The following is a 20,491-nucleotide window of genomic DNA, read 5'->3' as shown; positions in this document are numbered from 1 at the left end:
CTACTTGCGTAGGATCCGGTCGCTTTGGCATTTTAGCAAAAGCATTCGGGCGTCTTGTCGTGGCCGCTCTTATGTTCTGAACGCTGGAAAGCGGCCAACGCCTGCGCGGCATGGCTCAGTACGGCTCCAGCCCGCGTAGAAGCTGCGACAAGCACGGCCTCCATGATTTCTTCGGGCGTGCCGCCTAAGGCTTTGTACCGCTGCACGTGCGTGTCGATACAGTACGGACAGCCTGTTACATGGGCAACTGCGATGGCAATCAGTTCCTTGGTTTTAAGCGGGACGGTGCCATCTGTGTGATAGATTTCTTTTTCAAAGGCAAAAAAAGAACTTGCCGCCTGTGGAGCTAGCTTGACGAGCTCCGGAATAGCAGCGAGATCTTCACGGCTGTAGTAATGGCTCATTGAACGAGTCCTCCCTTAACGTGTAATTGTATGAACAACTACAGTGTACTGCGAGAGCGGGAGGCTTTCCGTGATAAAGTCACAGAGGGGAGCAATAGCGGTGAAGCTGCGCTTGATCCAGCACGTTGATTTTACCCCGTTGGAGGGAGATCGCGCCTGTTACGGCCATTTCTTTTAAAATGCGGCTGACGACTTCGCGTGCTGTACCGAGCTCCACGGCGAGCTGTTCGTGTGTGACTCGGATTTCTGTGGCACCTTCGCTCTTGGGAAGCCGCTGTAAGAGATACGATGCGACGCGTTCAGGCAAGGAGCCGAAGGCGATCTGCTCGAGCAGGCTTGTGACGCGAATGAAGCGTTCTGTAAACTGGCGATAGATCGAGCGCCGCAAGGAAGGATAAGCATGCATCCACTTCCGGAAAGCCGTCACGGGAAAAAGGAGCACCTCTGTCTCCGTCTCGATCTGCACGGATGCTTCGTATTCCGTTTCCCCCAGAATGCTGGCGATCATGAGCACGCAGCATTCGCCGGGGCCGACGCGATATAAGGTGACTTCCCGGCCGCCAGGGCTGATTTTATAAATACGGACAGAACCGGACACGACAAAAAGCGCATGGCTCAGCCTGTGCCCTTCTGCAATTTCATGCGGAGTTGAGGGGGAGACGCGAACCTTTTGCGCGAGCAGCCAATCTTGCTCGGACAGCTCCCCAAAGCAGGGGAACAGGCTCGTGATGGACGTCATGTCTTGCAAAGGCTGCAGGATGGCGCGGTCGCGGGATACCGGAAGCTTTTTCATACAAACCTCCTTTATCAACGATGCTTATAGTATATCATGCCTGAGTCGGTGGAGCTGCCCTCTAAGCCGAAATAGCATGTGTGCACACCTAAGAGCCTGGCCTTTCTTCAGTGGTGTGGACATCTACCTGCTTGGCCCATCCGCATCCGCCTAATTATTGAGAGAATGGGCGGACGTACACGCTGAGCCCCCTAGTTAAACGTATACTATCTCAAACCTAACGAGGAGTTGACTTCCATAATGGCTTTTCAACCACAACCAACCCAAGGTAAACAATTTCAGTGTCCACCTGCTGATCCCATAATGACGGATCCGGAAAGAGTGGTCAGAGACTTCTATCACCCGCAAAAAGTGCAAGTCATCCACCCGATTCAAATTGTGAATCGTCACCACTGCGTACCGGTGTATGAGCATGTCTATACGTGTACGGAAGTGGATGAGTACTGCGGCACACACCCGCATCCGCACCAAGGCATGATGCGCAAATAAGCGCAGGTGAGCCCCAGACAGCCCCCGGCGAATCGAATGATTCGTTTGGGGCTTTTTAAGTCAAAGTGGAACGCGTGTGCCCATTCTGTATTTTTCTAGTATAATAAGGGAAAGAATTTGTCGAAAGTCAGAGGAACTTGTGTATGCTTGATGTGGAGATCGATTGGCCGCTTTGGAACCGGCGTTTTCGCAGTTATTTTGACAGTACGATTTCGTCCCGAGGTTGGAAGTATTATAAAGAAGGCAGGGTTAGGGACCTCTCGACGGAAGGGGCATCCCTTGTAAAAGCAATGGTGGCCGGGTCCAGCAGCTGGTACCGGGTCACCTTGGATATGCAGAGCTTTCAGCGCAGTACATGCAGTTGTCCCTATGGTCTGGACTGCAAGCACATGGCAGCGGTGCTCTTTGAGTTGGCCGAGCAGTCCGGTGTGGAGCCTGGGGCGCTTCGCGATGGAACCATTGGTGCAGCGAAAGCGGAAAAGCGTCGATCCGCAGCTGCAGGGGCTGCGATTGCCCGTCCGCAGCCATCGGAGCCGAGTGAGAAATGGCAGGCATATTTTGAACAGCAGTACGGGCAGACGAGGATCCTCAGCATGTTCAGCGTGATCGAAGTTTGTGAACGCGCGTGGCGTGAGCTGCATGCCGAAGCGGATAGCTGGCCGCCTGTCGTTCGGGGGCTTTACGATAGTCAGGTGGCTTTGTACATCGTACAGCTGTGCGGCAAGCTGGCCGGTGATCGGGCGAACACCTATGATTACGATTATAATGCCGGTTACTACGTGTACCGGGTGCTGAGTCATGCGCAAAACCAACTGGAAGCTGCGCTGAACGGTCTTGATGTGGAACAGGCGCAAGCTTCGTATCCCGGGCATTTGAAGGCTCTGGCAGCAATGACGGCGGGCTTGTTTGAGAACGGGCCGGAACGATATTGGAAAAGCCGATTTGCTTGCTATAAGCTGGTTTGGTCGCGTTTTTTCATCGTGACAGAACTGGCGGATCTGGAGAGAGAGCGGCTTCGGGCGGCAGCTGCCGCAGCTTCCGAGTCGAGCGCAGCGCAGGCATGGGCGGTACTGGGCCTTGCGCATTTGGACATGCTGGTCGGGGAAGATGAGAATGTATGGGAGCGGATTGAAACTTCGGGGGTTGCCATTGAGCCAGAAGATTGGTTAGAAGACTTAAGCGGGTTCGCCGATGGGGGAGATTGGGACCGTCTGGTGAAATGGCTGAGATGGCTGCTTCCGGAGATGAGGGAGACAGGCGGGAGTTACCTCGACCAATATTTGGATTTATGGGAGGAAGCTGCCCATCATCGGCAGTTAGACCGAGAAATGAATGACATCTACGTGTCGATGCTGCCTGCCAGCTATTCGCATTATGCGGTGTATTTGCTCGATAAACAGGATTATCTGCGATGGGCGGATCTGGCTCTGTTGCTTCGCCTGCTTCCTGATCAGCTCGATGCCAAAGCGATGAAGCAGGTTGAACAGGCGGATGCGAGTGCGCTGCTTCCCATTTATCATCACGCTGTCGAGACGTTGATCCAAGGAAAGAATCGTACCGATTACAAGCAAGCGGTCAAATATCTAAAAAAAATGCAAGCAGCATATAAAAAACAGAGAAAAAATTCTCGTTTTCAAGTTTATCTGGAACAGCTGAATCATCGGTATGCCCGGTATCGAGCCTTCCAGGAAGAATTGCAGAAAGGAAAGTTGATTCAATGATCCAAATTGCCTTTCATACACGTGTGATGCAGTTGCCCGACGGCAGTTTTGCGATCTACGGAGAAACGGAACAGGCCAACAGTGTACCTGAAGCTATGCTGAGAAAAGGGCTGTTTGCTTGGCACGAGCGGTCGTTTTACGGTACCAGATTGGAAGTCGGCACGGCGGACTATTGCCCTGCAATTATTCTGTCGCCGCTGATGGCCGTTGATTATCTGGCCGCTCCCGCTTTTCTTCTGCACAGCAAAATTACGTGGGACGAGCAGGCGCTGGACTTGCAAAAAGGGGCCGGACTGCTCCAGCAAGCCTTGGCGTCCGGGTGGTATATCCCTTCCTATGAGCACTGGCTAGAGGGGAAAAATGGCTGGAAGCTGCGGCTGCCCGAAGACAAGCAGGGGTTGTTCGCGACGCTAAGTGCAGGCGCTTTCCCGGAAAGCTTCTGGCAGGCGTGGTTCAGTGCTGCGCTGAGTGAGCTGCTCGATTCAGGTACAAGCAGCCTTGCTGAGCGTTGGGCAAGCCTCCGGCATACGTATGCGCTGCTTCGCGTAGACGATCCGGATTTTGAAAGAATGAAGCAGGAATGCGCCTGGATGCAAGAGGAGGACTGGCTCCAGGCGATCGGTCTTAGCAGCCGGGATGCGCTTCCTTATCAAATCAGCCTGCAATTGGTTGAACCTTATGCAGAAACCTATCTGGACGGCACAACCCTGGAGCGCGATAACGCGGCAGATTGGCGGCTGCGCTATGTCGTGCAAGATCGGACAGATGCCGGCCGCATCGTCGAATTCACCGCCGGCGGCAAGCTGCTTACAGGCCAGCTGCCTCCTGCTTGGCAAGAGGACATTTATGATAGGCTGCATGCGCAGACACAGCGGATTGTAAGGATGATTCCTGAGTTGGAGAGCGGATTTCAACCGGGAAAACTGAGTGAGGAACTCGGGGACGAGCTGGCGTGGCAGTTCCTATCGGAATGGAGTCTGCGGCTTGTGACGGCAGGGTTTTCCGTGTATTTGCCGCACTGGTGGGAGGACGTCAAGCGCGCGATCCGGCCTCAGCTCAAAGCGAAGCTAAGAAATTCCGTCGGACAGTCGCGCAAGACGATGCTCGGGCTCGATCAGCTGATGCAGTTCGACTGGCGAGTCGCGATCGGAGGTACGGAGCTGTCCGAAGAGGAATTCCAGCAACTGACCGAGCAGAAGAAACGCTTGATTTATCTTCGCGGCAGATGGGTACAACTGGACCCGGCGATGCTGGAGGAGATTCGGGCCGCCATGCAGCAGATCGAGCAAAAGAAAGGGCTGTCGTTCCGGGAGGTGCTGGAGCTTCATTTGAGCGGGACGGAGGAGGATGAGGATGAGGCGGCTGCCGAGGTCAAGGAAGTGCGCGACAACGCGGTACAGGTGCAGGTTGAACTGAATCAGCATCTGCGCGGCGTCATGAAGCAGCTTCAGCATAAAAAATCAATACCTCTTCAATCCGAGTTCCCGGATTTGCACGCCGAGCTTCGCCCCTATCAAGTTGAGGGGACATCTTGGCTGCTCTTTTTGCGCGAGCTTGGGCTGGGCGGCTGTCTGGCGGACGATATGGGGCTGGGCAAAACGATTCAGTTCATCGCCTATTTGCTTCAGGTTAAGGCAGGCCGCGGTGATAGGAGGGAGCGGATTCCTGCAGGAAAGCGTAAGAAGGGAGAAGGTGAGCTGGGCAGGCTGCTCCCTGGCCCTGCATTGCTTATCTGTCCGACATCCGTACTCGGCAACTGGCAAAAGGAGCTCGAGCGCTTTGCACCGTCGCTGCACGTTCATCTGCACTACGGACCCCAGCGTGCCAAAGGGGAGGCGTTTCCCGCCTCCTTGGAGGGTGTGGACGTGGTCTTGACCACGTATACCATCGCGCAGCTGGATGAAGAGGAGTTGGCGGGCGTTTCGTGGCACGCGCTGTGTCTGGACGAGGCGCAAAATATTAAGAACGCCTACACGAAGCAGGCGCAAGCGATTCGCAAACTGACTGCGGATCAGCGCATCGCTTTGACCGGCACGCCGATTGAGAATCGATTGACGGAGTTATGGTCGATCTTTGATTTTATCAATCCCGGGTATCTCGGTTCTCTGCGCCGCTTCACACAGGCTTATGTGGGGCCGATCGAGCGGGGAGGCGAGGGGGCAGTCGAGTTGTCTGCACGGGTGCAGCGGCTGATTCGCCCTTTCCTGCTGCGGCGGGTGAAGAAAGAGCCGGCGATTCAGCTCGATTTGCCTGATAAGTATGAAGGTAAAGCGTTTGTCAAATTGACAGCTGAGCAAGCTGCCTTATACGAGCAAGTAACCCAATCCATGCTTGAAAAAATCGAGGGACTGGACGGTTTCGAGAAAAAGGGCTTGATTCTCGCCACGCTCACCAAGCTCAAGCAGGTGTGCGATCACCCTGCTTTGCTGCTGAAAGAGACGACCCTGGAGGCCGCCGAAGGCGTACGCAAGGTCGGAAGGGGCAGGGCCGCTGCCGCCGGCGACGCGGCGGCTTGGATGCGGCGCTCGGCCAAGCTCGAGCGCTTGGCGGAGATGGTCGACGAACTCCGAAGCGAAGGAGGCAGCTGCCTCCTCTTCACCCAGTTCGTCGAGATGGGCCGCCTGCTGCAAGCTGCGCTAGGGCAGCGGCTCGGTGAGCCCGTGCAGTTCTTGCACGGGGGCCTGGGCAAGGCGGAGCGCGACGCGCTGGTTGCGCGCTTCCAGGATGAAGCGCTCCCTGCGGAGGAGCGCTGCCATGTTTTCGTCCTCTCGCTGAAAGCCGGAGGGACGGGGTTAAACCTGACAGCGGCGAACCACGTGTTCCACTTCGACCGCTGGTGGAATCCGGCCGTGGAGAATCAGGCCACGGACCGGGCTTTCCGCATCGGGCAGACGCGCGATGTGCAGGTGCACAAATTCGTGACGCTCGGCACGCTGGAGGAGCGGATTGACGAGATGATCGAGCGCAAGCAAGGCCTGAGCGATCAGATTGTCGGCAGCGGCGAGAACTGGATTACCGAGCTGTCGACGGGCGAGCTGCGCGAACTTTTTGCCTTGCGTCGGGAATGGATTGAGAAGTAGAGGGGAGAGGTGGATATATCGAACATCGAAGCGAAGGAAGTGGCATCGGGTGAAGCAGTGAAGCCGAAGCGGGGCAGGCCGCCTAAAGCGGAAGCTCTAACCGGCGCGCGAGCGGCAGAAATGCGTGTGAAGAAAGAGACGGCGCCGAAGCTGTCCGGCAAGCCGCTGCCATGGACGGAGAGTCTGCCGGTTGAGTGGCAGGAGCTGTATCTCGCCGTATCCCGTGAGGTGAGCGGCGAATGATGGGCTCACGCATGAAACTCACGCCGCAGGAGCTGCAGGTGTTGCTGGAGCAGGTCCAGCAGTCCTTCTCCTATGATGTGTTAATGAAAGGCTATGAGGCCTATACGCAGCGTTGTGTGACTTATCTTCAGATTACAACTGCTTCCAGGGTGATCGCCGGTTATTCGTCGAACGGCACCCCATATGAGGTGGAGCTGGATATCGATTTTTTGAATATCAGTACTTGCACATGCGGCGGTGCTGGCTTATGCGAGCATCTGGCTGCGGTATTCTTTGAAGTATATCAAATCGGTACGAAGCAATCGGATTCGCTAATGCGAAACTTTGAGAGGGCTGAGCGGGAGCGGCGTGCCCTTGTAGAGGATACGGCGAGGCGAGAAGCATTCAAGCGAAGGAAGCAGGAGGAGATGGAGAAAGAGAGGCTGCATAAGGAGCAGCAGCAGAGCGCTGTCAAGCTTGTCCCTGCTCGCGTTCCTTTACCGAGTGGGGATGCGCCAAAGTCTCCCCCAATCCGGCCATCGAAGCAGCTGTACGAAACGGATACGGTTCAGGACTGGCATGATTTTTGGGCAAAGAAGTATGGATTTAAACCCAATTCCGCAATTGACTTCCCGGAGGTATTCATACTTGTTTCCCAGATATGTAATCAAGCGAGGACTTGGACAGAGCTTCAGCGGCAGCTTCTTGATCTGCACGCCAATTTATTTGCACTCCGCAAAATTAGCGACCACGTAGACAACTTCACCCATTGGTGGAGCTCCTCGCAGAAGAAAATATGCCTCGAGACGGTGGAAAACTGTCTGGAAGAAATCGGAAGCATGCTGGAGGAGATCGACTGGGATGCCGTTCAAAAGATGCACCCAGATCGAATCGACCAAACCTTAAAGTGGTTATCATCGAACTTCTTTACAGAGGAGTCAAGGTGTCCCTGCTCGCTTCCTCTCTATGCGTTGTGCGGACAGCACATCGGCCGAATAGGGCAAAGGCTGGAGAAGGAAGCTGCCAGACTGGAGAAAGAGATTGCGGACAGGAAGGGGGCTCAGCAGCCTGTTTTTGCTCTGCATGCTCGCGCGTGTCTCTATTGGCTGGAAGCGGATGACAGCGCGGCGACGGCTTGCTTGGAGAGACTTGAAGATCTGCAAAGACTGGAGATCTGGGGGCTATTGGAGCTGGCGACCTTTTTATGGCGCGAGGAGCAATGGGAACGGTTGGTGTTCTGGCTGCGATGGTTGATTCTAGTTTTTTCGAATGAAGCGATTGTGGTGGATGAAGAAGAGTTCGAGGACTATATGGATTTATGGTGGGACGTGTTTGAGAATAAACAGATCAGCGAGGAGCAGTGGGGGGAAACGCTTTCGGCATTGTTGCCCAGAAGTGTTGGGGCGTATAGCGAATTCCTTCTGGAACGCAAATCGTATCGGCGCTGGGTGGATGCCATGATAGTCTGTCGCGTTCACCCCTTGTATCTGGATGGTACGGAGATCCGCACTGTGAAGAAAAGTAATCCCGCGCTGCTGCTGCCGCTCTATCACATCACCGTGGATCACTGTCTCCGAAGCAAAAAACAAGACATGTACACGGATGTCGTGGATATGCTGCAGTTGATTAAACAAATCTATACAGATCTCAATCAGCTTGGGCAATGGGAGTCTTATTTCGCACATCTCAGCAAAACATTCTCTCGCTTGCGTCGCTTTCAGCAGTTGCTGAAGGAAGAGGGGCTGCGATGATCAAAAAAACCATGCACGCCCAGAGGCTTGCATGGTTTTTAATCGCTTTAGAACTTCGTTGCAAGAATGGCATCAATGTTTTGCTTTTCCGCCGGATCCTTGGCCACCAGCTTATCAAGCAGCGCTTGATCCTTGCCGCCTTGCTTCTGCACAGCAGCTAGATACCATCTGGTCAGCGTACGATTCATTTGATCGTCCATATTGTCCGTAATATGCGGCTGCAGCTCTGTCGCCGCGGCAGCGTAGTCACCCTTCATGAACTTGATCTGGCCTACGTAGAGCGCCATGCTAGGCGTTACCGCGAATTCGCGGCCTTGGCCTTGCTCTTTCGGCAGATTTTTCAGCGAGTCGATACGCGTAAGCACTTCTTGATACGTCGCTAGCGCGCTATCCAAACGCGTATTGTACTCCTGCGTATTGCCTTTTTCCTTGGCTTGATTTGCCAGGTCGATATTCAAACCGATGCTTTTCTCGTACATATCCGTGTACCACGGATAGTTCGGAATTTGTGCATTCGCCCAGTCGAGCGCTTTTTGCTTATCGCCTTTCAGGAGGAGCATGTTGAGCTGCTGCAGCGCCGCAATTCGGTTGTGCGGCTCTTTCTTGAGGAGCTCGTCCAGCAGCGTCTGCGCCTGCGTCATGAATGGCTCTTGCTTCGTTGGGTCTTCCTTCTGCATTTGATTCGCGACCTGCAGGAGAACGCCAATTCGGCTAACCTGTCCCGTTAACAAATAGTCCGGATGTCCAGGATGCAGGGAGAGTGCTTTGTCTAAAGGAGCGACGATTTGATTGTAATCCTGGCTCTTTTTGATCACGTCGAGCGTTTCTTTATAGTCGCCGTTCGCAGAAAGCACTCTGGCCGAGATAAAAAACATCACCAGACCAAGCAGCGCAATCGCAAGCGGGAAAGACTTGTGAATCGCGAACGAATCCGACTTGATTTTTAGCTCGGTCGAAGACGTATTGCTCAGCATGCCGCCCAGCGCCAGGAACAAAATCGCTCCCAGGTACACATAGCTCAGGTCAAAGTCAATCATACTGTGCGCCAGCAGAGACACCGTTACGATGAAAAAGAGGAAGTGCAGATCGCGCTTCTCTGCCGAGCTTCGGATATAACTTCGAATGTAGAACACAAATATCGCAATGACAAAACCGACAAAAGCGAGGAAGCCCAGCGCACCGGCCTCAACCAGATATTGCAGCGCAAAGTTATGCGCCTGACGGGACGTATACGGGTTGTTCTGGTACTTCTCGTACAGTGCAGCCCAAGCTCCGCCGCCGGCTCCGAGGATCGGGTAATCCTTCCACAGCTTCACAGCGTCTTTGTAAAAAGTTCCACGTTCCAGAACGGAGTGCTGCTGGAAGTTAATATTTTCGACACGCGTTCTGACGTTGTCTGGAAGAATATTTTTGAAACCTGTGTCGCTTAAGATCAGGATTGCACCAATCACACCAATGACAATCGCAGCGACCGGCAAAATGAACGTTGCATACTTCTTCGAGTCGAAGCGGGCGGTGATACGCTCAAGCCATGGTGATGCATATCGCTGAATCACAATGGCTAGGCCGGCATAGATCAGAGAAGTCAGCAGCAAAATCCACCAGCCGTGCCAGGATTCCGCACCGCTTGGCTTGGTTTGTAAGCCGATGCCGATGTCCGTCACCTTTTGCAGGATGATCAGCGAAGCGATAAAAGCCAGTCCGAATTGGAGGAGTGAGACGATTTGCCGACTGATTTTAAAGAAGAACAACATCACCAGAAACACGGCAGGAATCACCACAATCGCGCCGCGGGAGAGCGTCAGCCAGAACGAGATGAGCGTCGGCACCAGCAGGAACGCATTGAGTGCCACGATATACCATTTGTTCGACTTCACGATATAGAATAGAGAAGATAGCGACAGCATGATGAGAAACGCCGCATACGTATTCGCATATTGGAACACCGACGTTAACCGTAAGCCGTTCGAATCCGTCATGATCGCATCGCGGTACAGGTTCGGGTTTGTCGAATCCATTAACGCAAACCAGCCTACCAAGTGGCCGGCAAAGTTGCCATTCCCTAACCAGTACAAAAGTCCGAATGCTACAATGAAGTACCCAGTTACCAAGAAAAGTGTCGAAAGAATTGTCGTGCCAAGCTTGTTTTTTGTCAGAAATACACCTAGAATGAAGAAAGATGCATACAGCATTTGTATGTAAACCATATTTGTTGCCAGATAGTGTGAGGCTGCATTCGACAACGAAATGACATACGTTAATGGCATCATAAAGACCAAAATCGTCAGAATGTCTTTCTTCTCTCGCAGCTTAAACACAAAAAACGCTAGAATCGCGATGAGCACCAAAATGATCGATGACCACAGCGATGCCGAGTAAATCGACCGCTCGAAGTCATAGGTACCGCCATTAAACAGCGCTCGCTGAAAGGGCGCCCAGAACATAAACAAGCCCGTGAACACGATCAGCAGCCAAAACATAACAGAGCTCGTCTCTGTCTTTGTCGCGGTTCCCTTCACTTTGGCACGCGACGCCGCGTAGGCATTTTTACTTGCACTCATTGCAGATTGTCTCCTTCTTTCGCTAAGGTTCGACTTTATTTTAGCATAGATGGGAGCGGGTGGGAAACCTATAGAAGATTTTTCAAAGTTAAGGAGATCTACTGTGAAAAAAGTCTTAATTATCTCACCAGACAGAATTGCACTTTCTATGGCTGGTCCAGGTATTAGGTATTGGAACTTTGCAATTGAATTATCTAGAAGCTGTGACGTAACTCTTTTAGTTAAAAACAGTGATGCTCCTGTTCATACGGATTTTAAAATAGTACTAAAGGGAACAGAAGATAAAAATACTTTTTATTCAAGTTTTGAATGCATAGTAATTCAAGGCCTTACATTATGGGAAATGCCATTTTTGAAGAACTTAAATATTCCAATAGTTGTGGATCTCTACGATCCTTTTATTTTTGAAAATTTAGAAATTAAGTCGGATGAGCAGTTGTCGATTGAAATAGCTAAAAGTAATTTAGAAATTTTAAAAGAACAGATCTACGTTGGAGATTATTTTATTTGTGCTTCCAATAAGCAAAAGGATTTCTGGTTAGGATTATTGGCTGCTACTTTTCGAATCAACCCTGAAACTTATAGGGAAGATCATAGTTTAAATAATCTTCTAGGAGTAGTTCCTTTTGGAATGCCAGAGTATTTACCGGTCAAAAAAGCTAACGTAATAAAGGGAATAATTGAAGGGATACATGTAACCGATAAAGTGGTTTTGTGGTGGGGGGGGATTTGGGACTGGCTTGACCCCATTACGTTAATAAATGCTATGTCCATTATTTGCGAAATTAGGCCGGACATTAAATGTCTAATTATTGGTACCGAGCACCCAGATAAATCTTTTGTGCCTCATAAAATGGTTGACAAAGTGTTAAGTCGCAGTGGTGAACTTGGGCTTACGAACAGAGTTGTGTTTTTCAAAGGTTGGGTCCCATATGAAGATAGAATGGATTATCTGTTGGAAGCTGATGTCGGTGTTAGTCTGCATTATAACAATCTAGAAACCCGATTTGCCTTTAGAACGCGCATATTAGACTATTTATGGTGTGAGTTACCTATGGTAGTGACCTCAGGCGATGTTCTCAGTGAAATTGTCAAAGAGAATCACATTGGTTGTGTCATAGATGCTGAAGATGATCGAGCTTTGGCTGATGCATTAATAGATATGGTTGACCATGGTAAATGTGACTTTAGTAAGGTAAGGCATTCATACCATTGGAATAAAGTAACTGAAGATTTGAGACTGTTTTGCGAAAATCCCCGAAAAGCTGTTGATCATAGCGTCATACGAAAGTATGTTTCTAAACCAACTTCGAGAACAAAGCTCTATCTCCTTAAAGGTATTAAATTGTTAAGAGAAGGGAATGTTAGCGGACTATATCGAAAATTAAAATCGAAGTTTCTCAGTTAGGGAAGGATGAGCAGTTTGAAATACGTGGATTTAGTATTTAATTTGGTTGAAAGAGATTTGAAGCTGAAATACAAGGGATCAATTATAGGGTTCATGTGGTCTTTAGTTAACCCTTTAATTATGCTCATTATTTATACCTGGGTATTTAAAACGATTATGAAAACGAATACCCCGAATTTTTCGATTTTCTTGATGGCAGGGCTTCTTCCGTGGAATTTTTTTGCCTCTACGCTAACAATGTCTGTTGGAGCATTTACTAATAACGCTTCTCTTTTAACTAAAGTAAAATTGCCCAAATACATTCTAGTGTTGTCAAATGTGGTTTTCAACTTCGTTATCTTTTTAATGATGATTGTGCTGATCCTGGGAGCAATGAAAGTTTTTAATGTTCCGTATACTTTGAGTTTGTTATATCTGCCTGTGGCACTAATAGCGCAATTGATTTTTATGATTAGTTTATCGTTAATATTGGCTATAAGTAACGTATTTTTTAGCGATACTTCCCATTTATTGGAAGTGTTTATTATGGCTTGGTTTTGGTTGACTCCTGTCATTTATCAATTTGATTTAATTCCAGAACAGTTTCAATACTATGTTTCGTTGAATCCAATGTCCCTCGTTATTAATCTTTATCAAGCAGCTATTCTAGGAACCCCCATTTACACAAATGTGCTTTCTGGAATAATCATCATTCTTGTGTTCTTGTTCTTATCTATATTTCTTTACAGAAAATACAATAAGAAAATTTCTGAATTGGTTTAGGAGCGAAGAATCATGGAATCGGCAATAACAATGCAAAATGTCACAAAAACGTATGAAATTAATGTAGAAAAGAAATCATTAAAGCAACTATTTATAGATACAGTTAAAGCAAAGGAAAAGTCACAATCAACAAAAATACAAATATTTAAAGACATTTCTTTTGAAATAGCGAAAGGCGAAGTATTTGGGCTAATCGGAGAAAATGGTGCAGGGAAAAGTACGGCACTTAAAATTATGGCGGGAATTATTTCTCCTGATGCTGGTCAAGTTCATGTTCATGGTTCTGTTGCAGCCTTGTTAGAAATTGGGCTAGGATTTCATCCGGATCTGACAGGGACGGAAAATGCCAGATTATATGGGAGTATCTTGGGTATTGATAGGAAGAGCATGAAAGAGTTAATGCCGCAAATCTTTAAATTTGCGGAGCTAGAGGGTTATGAACATGTACCTATTAAACGATATTCTTCAGGTATGCAAGTAAGACTTGCATTCTCTGTAGCGACGAGTATCGACCCTGATATCTTGCTCCTAGATGAAGTTTTTTCCGTAGGTGACAAACGTTTTCAAACGAAATCATTTGAAAAAATTAAAAGCTTCCTAGATCGCAAGAAGACTGTACTATTAGTAACTCATGATTTAAAGATAGCAGAAGAATTATGCACCCGCATTATGTTTATACGAAAAAGAGGAAAAATTGAAATTGGCCCTCCTAGTGAAATGATCGAAAAATACTATGATTCATTGAAAGAAGGTCTTATTCGTGTCTAACGATAAATTCGACAAATCATTATATAACGAAGAGTACTACAATACGAGTTTCGGCGGAATTCCCTATAATAGAGATTCTTACAATGGTCATTGGATTAAATTCTTCTCGAACATTTCCAAACAAATAGAAAATAATTACAAGCCAATAAGGGTTCTTGATGTCGGTTGTGCGAAAGGCTTTGTTGTGGAAGGTTTAAGAGATCTTGGAGTTAACGCATATGGTTTTGATATCTCTGAAACAGCTATAGCTGAAGTCAGACAAGATATCCAGCCTTATTGCAGGACTGGAGCGATTGATGATGCATCAATGTACGATGGTGCTTACGATTTAATTACTTGTATTGAGGTTCTAGAGCATGTTCCAGCAGTGATGGCTGAAGCAGCTATAAAACTGATGTGCGAGCATACAAGCCAAATTGTCTTCTCATCTTCTCCTTCCGATTTTGATGAGCCTACACATATTAATGTACAATCACCTGCGTATTGGGATGAATTATTTGCAAAATACGGTTTTATAAGAGGCGGGGAAGTATGGCCTTCAGAACACATTGCACCACATGCTCTTTTATATAGAAAAAGCAGTGAACAAAGAATAAGAGAATTGAGTAATCGGCAAGATGACTTTAGGATTGAAAATAAATCTCAATTCAAAGAAGTTGTAACTCAAATGAAGTCTCTTTCAAATGAGTTTAATAAAAGTTTTGATTCTACGAAGGAACTCTTCTTCACGCAATTAAAAGAAATAAACGAATACTTAGCCAAAATGAATGGAGAGAAAGTAAGATTAACTGCGTTATTGGATGAGAATATAAAATTAAAAACACAGATTAATGAACTCCATATGTTAAATGAAAGTAATAGGGATCTGATTCAGAATTCACAGAATCAGCTTGTTGATTTGAATAAAAATGAACAAAGTTTGAGAAATCATATTCATTCATTGAATATTCAAATCGCCCAACTAAATGATCAACTTCAAAGAATTCAAACAGGTAAAACATTTAGAGTTTTGAAAAAATATTGGAAACTTAGGGATAATATCCTCCCTCTGCATTCAAGAAGAAGAGAATTCGTTAAAGCAATTGTAAAAAGACGTAAATTCAATAAAATATCTTTGAAACAGCAGATTCAAGAGTCCCCGCAATCTGCTGTTGTTGAGACTAATTTATGGAATGAGGGGAATTTACGTTGGCTTGAATCTTCTCAATATCCATCTTATGATGAATTATCCCATCAAAAACTAGAGTCTGGTAACTTTGATTTAAAACCATTAATTAGCATCTTACTTCCCGTATATAAAATAAAACAGTCGATTTTTAAAGAAACTGTCGATTCTGTTATTAATCAAAGCTATGAAAATTGGGAATTATGCGTAGCTGTTGCGGATTTAGAAGATTTGGAATTAGTACAATACATAAAAAACGTAGAGGTAACGAACGATAGAATAAAGTGTGTATATCTGGAGGAAAACGGTGGTATATCCAAAAATACAAACCAAGCTTTGAATTTAGCAAGTGGCGATTTTATTGCCTTACTTGATCATGACGACATTATCACGCCAGATGCCCTTTATCAAATGGTGAAAACCATTAATGAGTATCCAGAAGTTGATTTTCTTTATTCAGATAAAGATCAAATAAATGAAAATGGATCAGTACGACTTAATCCTCTTTTCAAACACAAATGGTCTTGGGCAACAATGCTCTCTGCCAATTACCCAACTCATTTTTGTTTGATTAGGAGGAATATTTTTAGTTCAATTGGCCTGTTTGATCCTACAACTGATGGGGCCCAAGATTGGGATATCTTCTTAAGAGTTTCCGAACAAGCTAATCGCATTATTCATGTTCCAAAGGTTCTGTACCATTGGAGGATTATTGAAACTTCTGTTGCATCGGGATTGCAAGCAAAGCCTTATGTAGTTGAAGCTCAAAATAGAGCATTAGCTAATTATGTTTACAGAAATCAACTAAACGGAACACTTGTGAGAAACGAAGATCATACCTTTAGAATGGTTTGGAACAAATCGTCGATTAGTTATGATGTTCTAATTTACACGGACAAGGCAACCCGTTTAAAGGATATATTTGCAACGTTAGAGTCAATTAAAGCTCAGCTAGTTAAACCTAGTAGGGTAATTATTTTACAAGAACAAAAAATGGATGCACATTTTGATGCATATGGTGACAACTTTGAAATATGTATTCAATCAGGATCTTATATAGAAGCATTTAATAGTTTTAAAAATGCTCAAGTGTTAATATTGAAAGCTGGAATTTTGTTAACCACAAGTGAAGTTGCATCGGAATTGGCAGCATGGTTAAAAGAAGGTAACTACGCAGCTGCATCTGGAATGATCTTGGATTCTAATGACTTGGTTCTAAATGCAGGGTATGTTTTTAGCGATCGAAATGAAATTATAGAACCATTTAAAGGTATGCCAACTCATGCATATACTACTTATGGTAGCGTGAATTGGTATAGAGACTATAGGGCAGTTTCTGTATTTGCGTTAATGATTAACAAAGAAAACTTCGCAAGCATTATTGAGAATATTGGTTTTGAGAAAACCATGGAGGAATTGTTATTAGAGTCTCAAATTTTAGTGTCAAAAGAAAATACAATTTTATATGACCCCTATTTAAGAATAAAGTTCAATGGGACAACAGTTGAGAATAAATGGTTATTAGCTGATAGTGTAAATGACTTATATTTTAATGGGAATGTATGGGATTGGAATCCAAGCTACATGAAATCCAAGTTCATTCCAAAGGTTTCTAGTGAGAAAAAAGCTGATAATTCTATCTGGTCTGGCTATACTTCAGATGCAATGATCCTTTCTACCTTATATGACTTTACTAAAGAAGATTTAGAGAAAAACCAGCAAATTATCCTTCAATCAGAGAATATCGGAACTCTGGAGACTGCAACATGGTTTCTCCCTCCTTTTTCAACGGCTTTTTATGGAGGAATTCACACGATTTTAAGATTTGCTGAATTCTTAACGTTAAATAGGAAAATACGTAATCAATTTGTTATTGTTGGTATAGATGATGTTCGGAGCGTAAGAGAAGCTATTTTAGCTGCGTTTCCTAGCCTGGAAGACTGTGAAGTAATTGGGTTAACCAGTGATTATAGAATTAATTCTATTCCAAGTTCTGATATTTCTTTTTGTACGTTATGGACAACGGCATATACACAATTAAAGTATAATAAAACTAAGAAAAAGTTTTATTTTCTACAAGATTGGGAACCATTATTCTACCCGGGAGGCTCAACCAGTGCACAGGTTGAAGCTACATATGGATTTGGATATACAGCTATTTGTAACACAATCTCCTTAAAATTAAGTTATGAGGAGTTAGGTGGAAAAGCTTTTCATTTTACACCATGCGTTGACACTTCTGTATTCTATCCTCCTCAATATGAGAGAGCAGAGGAGCCGTATTTAGTATTTCTGTATGGAAGACCAGGTAATCCCCGAAATTGTTTTGAGTTAGCGATTCCAGCTCTGAAGAAAGTGAAAAATTACTTTGGAGATAAAGTAAGAATTGTAAGTGCAGGGGCTGACTGGGATGCCGCGGCTTACGGGGCTGATGGTGTAATTGAACATCTGGGAATGCTGCCGTATAAGTCTACTGGTGACTTGTATCGTCAATGCCATGTTGGATTGGCGATGATGATGACCAGACATCCATCCTACCTACCATTTGAGTTAATGGCATCAGGTTGTTTGGTGGTAGCCAATAAAAATCCATGGAATACTTGGATGTTACAAGATGGAGTGAATTGTAAGGTGGCCGAGGCAAGTGTTTCGTGTATTGCTGAAGCGATTATTGATGCATTGCTAAATTTGGACGAACGTAAGAGGTTAACTAGCCAAGCAACTAAATTAATCATTAATGAGCGTTCCGATTGGAATAAAGAGTTTCAAAAATTATTAAGTGAGGTATTTCAAAGAAATTAATGAGGAATTTACGATGATTAAAATCATGAGACGAAAATTTATAGAACTAGTTCCAATTCCTCTAGTATTAATACTTATATTAGCTCTGCTTAAGGGGATTTTATGGAGCATAATTATACCTCCATTTCAAACCCCGGATGAACCGGGGCATTTCTCTTACGTACAGTATTTGGCAGAACAAAAAGGGTTGCCAGTAAGAGGAAATAATATTGATAATAGTTTTTCACCTGAATTAATACAATTTTATGATTTTGCTAAGACTGAGGATATTATTAATAACAAGAACGCTTTATTTATGATTGATTCTAAGCAAGAAAAGAATACTTTAAGTAGAATAGGAACTGGTAGTAATTATATAACTTCGTATCCACCTTTGTACTATTGGTTAGCTTCTATCTTTTATAAATTCTTTGATAATCTTTCAATTGAATACAGATTTTATTCTGTTAGGCTGTTTTCAGTTTTGTTGAGTCTTATTACAGTTTGGGGATCTTATTATATAGGAAAAAAAATAGTTCCCAGTAATGTTCTTTTCCCGATTACAATATCCTCAATAACATTGCTTCAACCTATGTATTCAATGGTTTCCGCTTCTGTAACTAATGACACATTAATGATTAGTATTTCTGTTCTATTATTGTGTTGGTTATTATCATGCTTGGATGAGTTGGAAAAGATAACTACCAGCAAAGTGCTATTAGGTGGGGTCCTAATGGGGCTAGGATTACTTGTAAAAGCTCAGATACTTTATGTCTCGCTTTTCTGTGGTGCAATATTGTTGCTTTTTTTACTATTGAAAAAAATAGAACTAAAGAGAATTTTCTCTTTAGTTGGGATATTGTTAATACCTGTGGTAGTCCTATATGGTTGGTGGGCAGTTTTTAGCCAAAAACACTACCAATCTGTCTTTGGAGTAATGGGATTTAAACCAATTGGTTTTAATGCGCATGGGAAACTAACTGGATATCTTCATGAAATTTTTCCATCAGTAAGTATAGGATTGGGTAGAATTTATAATATTTGGGTTAGATGGGTCTGGGCGACTTTTGGATGGCTCAATATTACCTTCACTAATGATAAGATTTATAAGATAATTTTTATTCTTATACTATTGAGTTCAATCGGAGTAATTATTAGTTTCATTAGGTATTTTGTATTAAAGCACAAAATAAACTCAGTAAAAATTCATTATGTATTTATACTATGCTTGTTTTGGTTGGGTAATATTGTATTTTTATATATGGTGGAGTTTGTTTATTATAGAAGTAGTCTTGACACTATGCTACAAGGAAGATACATTTTTACAGCCCTTGTGCCAATAGTTGTATTGCTAGTTTTTGGTCTGCAAAGTTTAATTAAGAGAAGATATCATAATGTTATCTATATTATTTCGGTTCTTTCTATTTTGGTACTTCATATTTGCTCTATGTTGCTTTTATTAAAACGATACTATGGGGTAATGATATCTTGAAAAAGAATATTATTAATATTTTAGCAATATGTGCGATTTTTTTTGCGATTGTCATATTTTTTAATTATTTGAAGATATCTACTTATAGTAGAACTAGTGGCTTTGAGCAATCTCCGGCTATGAAGAATTTCGGGCCACTTTTAAAAGGTGGCAGAATTGAACAGGAGTTTAATTCTACTGTTGATTCGTTTTCTAGTATAAATTTATTTATGGCAACGTACCAAAGAAAGAATGATTCACACATAAAGTATAGCTTATATAAAAAAAACAACAATAATTGGGAGGAGGTGGAATCCAGAACTGTATCGGTCATTGATTGGACGGATAATTCATATCATAAATTTGAATTTTCAAAACAAAATAATACATTAGATACACGGTATAAAATAGTTATTACTTCAATTGAATCTAATGAGACCAATTCAATAACAGCATGGTACAGTGAAGAGATGAATCAAGTACAACAAAGTAATCTTAAAGTAGATGTTAAATTTATTTGGAATGGTGAAATTAGTCGTGGTTTTATCCCATTCTTTTTAGAAGGGGAAGAAGTCGAAAGGTTTACAGTAAAATATTTTATAGAACGTACTCATGGAATTATTCCAGCTAAATATTACAATATAATTTTAGTAATATATCTTTCATTTTTATTTTTTACTGTTTCAATTATATATTATTTATTTTACACAGCGTTGATGCAAAAAAGTTATAAGAGAAAAAAGGAAACCAACTTATGACACTTTTAATATTACTAGCTGCTTTAGTATTTAACTTATTAGCGCAAGCTACGTTGAAGAATGGGATCACAGATATAAGGGTTGATTCATTTAATTTTTCCTTGTTATTCAAAGTTATTGCCTCTCCTATGATTTGGGGAGGCGGCATTTTATATGGCTTCAGTTTTTTATTTTATATATTTGCTTTGTCTCGCGGAGAACTAAGTCGTATATCTCCAATATCTCAAGCTCTTACCACAATAGGAGTTGTGCTAATTGCTGTCATTTTCTTTCAAGAACCATTGACTCAAATGAAAATTTTGGGACTACTATTACTTATTGCAGGAACAATAATTATTTCTTTATAAGACGAGAGGT

The 20,491-nt window shown here is 44.5% G+C and carries 15 protein-coding genes; 12 read left to right on the top strand and 3 right to left on the bottom strand.

What is annotated here, in order from left to right; genetic code table 11:
• Nucleotides 1-32: 32 nt before the first annotated feature.
• Together EJQ19_RS18965 and EJQ19_RS18960 are read right to left on the bottom strand one after the other, a co-directional pair.
• Nucleotides 33-404 (bottom strand): carboxymuconolactone decarboxylase family protein, encoded by a 372-nt coding sequence (locus EJQ19_RS18965; RefSeq protein ID WP_126142809.1) that lies wholly within the window; start codon nt 402-404, stop codon nt 33-35.
• Between the two features lie 79 nt (nt 405-483).
• Nucleotides 484-1,197, bottom strand: a complete 714-nt coding sequence (locus tag EJQ19_RS18960; protein WP_126142808.1) for a Crp/Fnr family transcriptional regulator — start codon at nt 1,195-1,197, stop codon at nt 484-486.
• Nucleotides 1,198-1,437: 240 nt separating this feature from the next.
• Between EJQ19_RS18960 and EJQ19_RS18955 the strand changes: the two genes are divergently transcribed.
• The 5 genes from EJQ19_RS18955 to EJQ19_RS18935 all read left to right on the top strand — a co-directional run bounded on the left by EJQ19_RS18955 (nt 1,438) and on the right by EJQ19_RS18935 (nt 8,460).
• On the top strand, nt 1,438-1,686 hold the full coding sequence (locus tag EJQ19_RS18955) for a hypothetical protein (RefSeq protein ID WP_126142807.1): 249 nt from the start codon (nt 1,438-1,440) through the stop codon (nt 1,684-1,686).
• A 143-nt stretch (nt 1,687-1,829) separates the two neighbouring features.
• A complete protein-coding gene (locus EJQ19_RS18950) occupies nt 1,830-3,407 on the top strand; it encodes an SWIM zinc finger family protein (RefSeq protein WP_126142806.1) in 1,578 nt (525 codons plus the stop codon).
• On the top strand, nt 3,404-6,487 hold the full coding sequence (locus EJQ19_RS18945; RefSeq protein ID WP_126142805.1) for a DEAD/DEAH box helicase: 3,084 nt from the start codon (nt 3,404-3,406) through the stop codon (nt 6,485-6,487). The genes EJQ19_RS18950 and EJQ19_RS18945 overlap by 4 nt, the downstream gene beginning before the upstream one ends.
• A 9-nt stretch (nt 6,488-6,496) precedes the next feature.
• Nucleotides 6,497-6,730 carry a hypothetical protein gene (locus EJQ19_RS18940; RefSeq protein ID WP_126142804.1) on the top strand — a complete coding sequence of 78 codons (234 nt, stop codon included), beginning with the start codon at nt 6,497-6,499 and terminating at the stop codon, nt 6,728-6,730.
• Complete coding sequence (locus tag EJQ19_RS18935; protein ID WP_126142803.1) at nt 6,727-8,460, top strand: SWIM zinc finger family protein; 1,734 nt, start codon at nt 6,727-6,729, stop codon at nt 8,458-8,460. Before EJQ19_RS18940 ends, EJQ19_RS18935 begins: the two co-directional genes overlap by 4 nt.
• Nucleotides 8,461-8,507: 47 nt before the next feature.
• Here EJQ19_RS18935 and EJQ19_RS18930 read toward each other — a convergent pair whose 3' ends face one another.
• Nucleotides 8,508-11,021, bottom strand: a complete 2,514-nt coding sequence (locus EJQ19_RS18930) for an O-antigen ligase family protein (protein WP_126142802.1) — start codon at nt 11,019-11,021, stop codon at nt 8,508-8,510.
• A 103-nt stretch (nt 11,022-11,124) separates the two neighbouring features.
• Here EJQ19_RS18930 and EJQ19_RS18925 point away from each other — a divergent pair, with 103 nt between their 5' ends.
• The 7 genes from EJQ19_RS18925 to EJQ19_RS18895 are packed head-to-tail and all read left to right on the top strand — an operon-like array spanning nt 11,125 to nt 20,481.
• A complete protein-coding gene (locus tag EJQ19_RS18925; protein WP_164716625.1) occupies nt 11,125-12,429 on the top strand; it encodes a glycosyltransferase family 4 protein in 1,305 nt (434 codons plus the stop codon).
• 24 nt (nt 12,430-12,453) lie between these two features.
• On the top strand, nt 12,454-13,191 hold the full coding sequence (locus EJQ19_RS18920) for an ABC transporter permease (RefSeq protein ID WP_241242985.1): 738 nt from the start codon (nt 12,454-12,456) through the stop codon (nt 13,189-13,191).
• A gap of 12 nt (nt 13,192-13,203) precedes the next feature.
• Nucleotides 13,204-13,959, top strand: a complete 756-nt coding sequence (locus EJQ19_RS18915) for an ABC transporter ATP-binding protein (protein ID WP_126142799.1) — start codon at nt 13,204-13,206, stop codon at nt 13,957-13,959.
• A complete protein-coding gene (locus tag EJQ19_RS18910; RefSeq protein WP_126142798.1) occupies nt 13,952-17,926 on the top strand; it encodes a rhamnosyltransferase WsaF family glycosyltransferase in 3,975 nt (1,324 codons plus the stop codon). Before EJQ19_RS18915 ends, EJQ19_RS18910 begins: the two co-directional genes overlap by 8 nt.
• 13 nt (nt 17,927-17,939) lie before the next feature.
• Nucleotides 17,940-19,397, top strand: coding sequence for a DUF2142 domain-containing protein (locus tag EJQ19_RS18905; protein WP_126142797.1), 1,458 nt, complete (start codon nt 17,940-17,942; stop codon nt 19,395-19,397).
• Entirely contained in the window at nt 19,394-20,134 is a 741-nt protein-coding gene (locus EJQ19_RS18900; RefSeq protein ID WP_126142796.1) for a hypothetical protein, read from the top strand. The genes EJQ19_RS18905 and EJQ19_RS18900 overlap by 4 nt, the downstream gene beginning before the upstream one ends.
• Nucleotides 20,131-20,481 carry an EamA family transporter gene (locus EJQ19_RS18895; protein ID WP_126142795.1) on the top strand — a complete coding sequence of 117 codons (351 nt, stop codon included), beginning with the start codon at nt 20,131-20,133 and terminating at the stop codon, nt 20,479-20,481. Before EJQ19_RS18900 ends, EJQ19_RS18895 begins: the two co-directional genes overlap by 4 nt.
• Nucleotides 20,482-20,491: the final 10 nt, after the last annotated feature.

It is taken from the genome of Paenibacillus whitsoniae (genome assembly GCF_003955665.1).
GTDB lineage: Bacteria > Bacillota > Bacilli > Paenibacillales > NBRC-103111 > Paenibacillus_E > Paenibacillus_E whitsoniae.
The sequence above is the reverse complement of the archived record's forward strand: the minus strand, read 5'-3'. Positions and strand labels throughout refer to the sequence as shown.